This window comes from Actinomadura sp. CNU-125 (genome assembly GCF_001942465.1).
Taxonomy (GTDB): Bacteria; Actinomycetota; Actinomycetes; order Streptosporangiales; family Streptosporangiaceae; genus Spirillospora.
On sequence record NZ_MKJY01000374.1, the window covers coordinates 1 to 3986 of the forward strand.

Sequence of the window (3986 nt, forward strand, 5' to 3'; positions counted from 1 at the left end):
CAGGACGTCGTAGACGCGGCGGCGCGCGCGTCCATGAACCGGGTGCGGGCCGCCCGCGCCCGGTCGTGCGCCGCGCGCGGCCGTCCGCTGCGCCGCGGACCGCGCGGCCGGTTCCGGCAGCCCGCGCAGGACCGCGTCGAGTCCCGCAGGACGCGACCCAGCACGTCCAGCGCGCGGCCCGCCTCCCCCGGCAGGACGGTCCCAGTGGGGGCCCGGTGATCGATCGTCATGACAGCGCCTCCCGCTCCAGCCGCAGCGCCCGGTCGCACGCCGCGAGGTGCGCACCCAGCGCGTCCTCGAAACCGGTCGTCACGGCGTCGAACATCAGTTGCCGGCGGATCGCCAGCTCCGGCCCGGCGAACCCGCCGAACCGGGCCGCCGCCTCCGCCACCGCCGCGTCCGGGTCGGCGGCCAGCTCGTCGACCAGGCCCGCCGCGACCGCCTCCGCCGCGCCGACCGCGCGCCGAACAGCACCGTGCGGCGCACCGCCGCCGCGCCCGACTGGTGCGCCATCCGGAACAGCGCCATCCCCGGCCAGGTCGCCGCCCCGCCGGTGCCCGCGACCAGCGGCGCGTCCGGCGCGGCGATCCGGACGTCGGCGACCAGCAGCGCGACCAGCGCCGGGCCGCCGACGTCCCCGGCGGCCACCGCGACCGTCACGGCCGGGAGCCGCTCCAGCCGGCGCAGCGTCCGCTCCCACTTCGTGACCAGCGAGGTCGTCAGCCCGTCCCGGGACGGGCCCGGCGCGCCGCCCGTCTCCAGCACCACCAGCCCGGGCCCGCCGGGCCCCTCGACCAGGTCGCACAGCCCGCTCAGTTCCCGGACGGCCGCCGCCGACAGCGGCGCCGCGCCGTCGATCCGCACCGCCGCCCGGGCCGTCCCCGTCGCCTGCGTCATGCCCGCTCCCGTTCCCGTTCCCGTCGCCACCCGAGTCACCACCGCACCAGCGCGGTCTCGATCGTCGAGCCCGGCCCCATCGTCATCAGGACGCCGTAGTCGCCCGGTTCGACCGCGTTCTCCTCCACGAGCCGCTCGTAGGAGAACAGGAACGAGCCGCTGGACACGTTCCCGTAGTCGCGCAGCACGCCCGTCGTGTGCCGGACGTCGTGCCGGTTCAGCCCCAGGTTCACGACCACCGCGTCGATCACCTTCTTCCCGCCCGAATGGACGAGCCAGTGCCGGACGTCGCCGCGCCGCAGGCCCGTCCCGTCCAGCAGCCGATCCACCGCGACCTCGGCGTTCGCGCCGACCACGTACGGGATCTGCGGGTCGAGGAAGAAGCTGAACCGGCCCTGGTCGCGGTCCCAGTCGTAGCGCATCGCGTCGAGCGCCTCCGGGATGAGGGTGCTGGCGAACCGGAGCACGCGCGGCCCCGCCGCCCGCCCGGCCCCGCCGGGTCCGGTGTCCGGCTCGGCGACGAGCGCGACGGCCGCTGCACCGTCCCCGAACAGGCTGTTCACGACCGCCGTGCGCATCGTGCCGTCCAGCGCGTACGCCGCCGAGCACGCCTCGGTGCACAGCACCACCGCCGGCTCGCCCGGGTGCGCCGTCGCCCACCCCGACACCACGCCCAGCGCGTTCAGGCCCGCGTTGCAGCCCATGCCGACGATGTCGGACCGGCTGCAGTGCCGGTCGATGCCCAGCGCGCGGATGATCAGCGCGCTGAGGCCCGGGGTGAGGAACCCCGTCGACGTCACGCAGCACAGATGCCGCAGATCCGACAGCTGCATGTCGGCCCGCTTCAGGCAGCTCTCCAGCGCCCGCGCGCCCATCTCGACGGCCAGCCGCTTGTGCTTGTCGAGCAGGTCGCCCTGCGGCTCGGACTCCCGGCGGCCGTCCGCGCCCGGCGGCGGCAGCGTCAGGTACCGGCTCTCGATCGCGCTGTTCAGGAACACCGACCGCACCTTCGGGTCGGTGACGCCGATCTCCGCCAGCACCTCGCGCTGGGAGTAGGACGTGGCGCCACCGGCCGTCCCCACCCCCACGATGCGCGGGACGAACGGATTCGGCGCGGCGACGTCGGGACGCGGCGCCTCGGTGCGTAATTCGTCCCGGGATAATTCCATGTCCACGGTCATCGGAAGGTCCAACCCCACATTCTTGGTTTGCTGCGAAAATCTCCGCGTTGCGGCCCGGACAATGTCGTCCCTTTCCTCGCGGCCCTCACAGGGGCACGTTTCCGTGTTTGCGCTGCGGCCCGGCCCGGCGTTTCGTGCGGAGCATCGCCAGGCCGCGCGCCACCTCGATCCGCGTCCGCACCGGGTCGATCACGTCGTCCACCAGACCCCGCTCCGCCGAGTAGTACGGATGCACGAGCCGCCGCGTGTAGTCGTCGGCCAGCTCGGCGCGGAGCCCCTCCGGGTCGGGCGCCGCGGCCAGCGCACGGCGGTGGATCACGTTCACCGCGCCCGCCGCGCCCATCACCGCGACCTCGTTGCCCGGCCACGCCAGCGACAGGTCCGCGCCGACCGACCGGGAGTCCATCACGATGTACGCGCCGCCGTACGCCTTCCGCACGATCACCTGCACGCGCGGGACGGTCGACTCGCAGTAGGCGTACAGCAGCTTCGCGCCGTGCCGGATCACCCCCGCGTGCTCCTGCTCCACGCCGGGCAGGAACCCCGGGACGTCCACCAGCGTGACCAGCGGAATCCCGAACGCGTCACAGAACCGGACGAACCGCGCGGCCTTCTGCGCCGCGTCCGCGTCCAGCACCCCGGCCATCGCCATCGGCTGGTTGCCCACCACCCCGACGGCCTCGCCGTCGATCCGCGCCAGCGCGCAGATCACGTTCGGCGCCCACCCCTCGTGCAGCTCCAGCACCGTGTCCTCGTCCACCACCTCGTCGATCACCAGCCGCATGTCGTACGGCCGGGCCGGATCGACCGGCACGATCTCCGCCAGCGCCGGACGCTCGTCGCCCTGCGCGCCCGTCCTGGGCAGCGCGGGCACCGGCTCCAGGTTGTTCGCGGGCAGCAGCGACACCAGGTACCGGACGTCCTCCAGGCACGCCGCCTCGTCGTCGTACACGAACGTCGCCACGCCCGACGTGGAACCGTGCACCTGCGCGCCGCCCAGCTCCGCGTGCGTCACCCGCCGCCCGGTGACCGCCTCCACCACGTCGGGCCCCGTCAGGTACAGCTGCGCGGCGTCCCCGACCATGAACGTGAAGTCGGTCAGCGCGGGCGAGTACGCCGCACCGCCCGCACACGGCCCGCACACCACGCTGATCTGCGGGATCACCCCGGACGCCTGCACGTTGCGGAAGAAGATCCCGCCGAACCCGTCGAGGGCCATCACCCCCTCCTGGATCCGCGCGCCGCCGCTGTCGTTCAGCCCGATCAGCGGCGCGCCCGCGGCCAGCGCGAGGTCCATCACCCGGTGGATCTTCGCCGCGTGCGCCGCGCCGAGCGACCCGCCCGCGATCGTGAAGTCCTGCGCGTACACGAACACCCGGCGCCCGTAGATCTCCCCGGACCCGGTGACGACACCGTCGGTGTACGGCCGCCGCTCGTCCGGGCCCCCGTCCGGACGCCGGTACAGCCCGATCTCGACGAAGGACCCCTCGTCCAGCAGGATCGCCAGCCGCTCCCGCGCCGTGAGCTTCCCGAGCGAGTGCTGCCGCCGCACCGCGCCCGGATCCCCGGCGACGATCCCGGCCCGCAACGCCGCGTCCCGCCGCCGCACCTCCCCCATGCCCGGCCCGCGCGCCCCGTTGGGCGTGCCGCGAGACGGCGCCCCAGGCACGGGCGCAACGCCGTTCGTCACGCCGGAGGCGGCCCCGCTCGTCACGCCGGAGGCAACCCCGCCTGCGGACGCTTCGGACGCAGGTGCGCCACCGTTCGTCGCACCAGGCGCGGCACCGTTCGCCGCCCCAATCGAGGTACCCGAGGCAGTCCCGCTCGCGGACGCTCGGGCACGCGGTCGTTCGCAGGGTCGTTCGCGGACGCTTCGGGCGCGGGCGCGGTGCCGGGGGGCGTCGCGGG

The 3986-nt window shown here is 74.8% G+C and carries 4 protein-coding genes; all 4 read right to left on the reverse strand.

Going from position 1 to position 3986, the window contains the following annotated elements:
- Positions 1–230: hypothetical protein (locus BJF79_RS33870; protein ID WP_143220599.1), on the reverse strand; the 230-nt coding region annotated here is incomplete at its 3' end.
- 94 nt (positions 231–324) lie between these two features.
- A complete protein-coding gene (gene dpgB, locus BJF79_RS33875; RefSeq protein WP_262402951.1) occupies positions 325–897 on the reverse strand; it encodes an enoyl-CoA-hydratase DpgB in 573 nt (190 codons plus the stop codon).
- A 35-nt stretch (positions 898–932) separates the two neighbouring features.
- A complete protein-coding gene (gene dpgA / locus BJF79_RS33880) occupies positions 933–2078 on the reverse strand; it encodes a 3,5-dihydroxyphenylacetyl-CoA synthase DpgA (RefSeq protein WP_075903575.1) in 1146 nt (381 codons plus the stop codon).
- Positions 2079–2163: 85 nt separating this feature from the next.
- Positions 2164–3696, reverse strand: coding sequence for an acyl-CoA carboxylase subunit beta (locus BJF79_RS33885; protein WP_075903577.1), 1533 nt, complete (start codon positions 3694–3696; stop codon positions 2164–2166).
- Between the last annotated feature and the right edge of the window lie 290 nt (positions 3697–3986).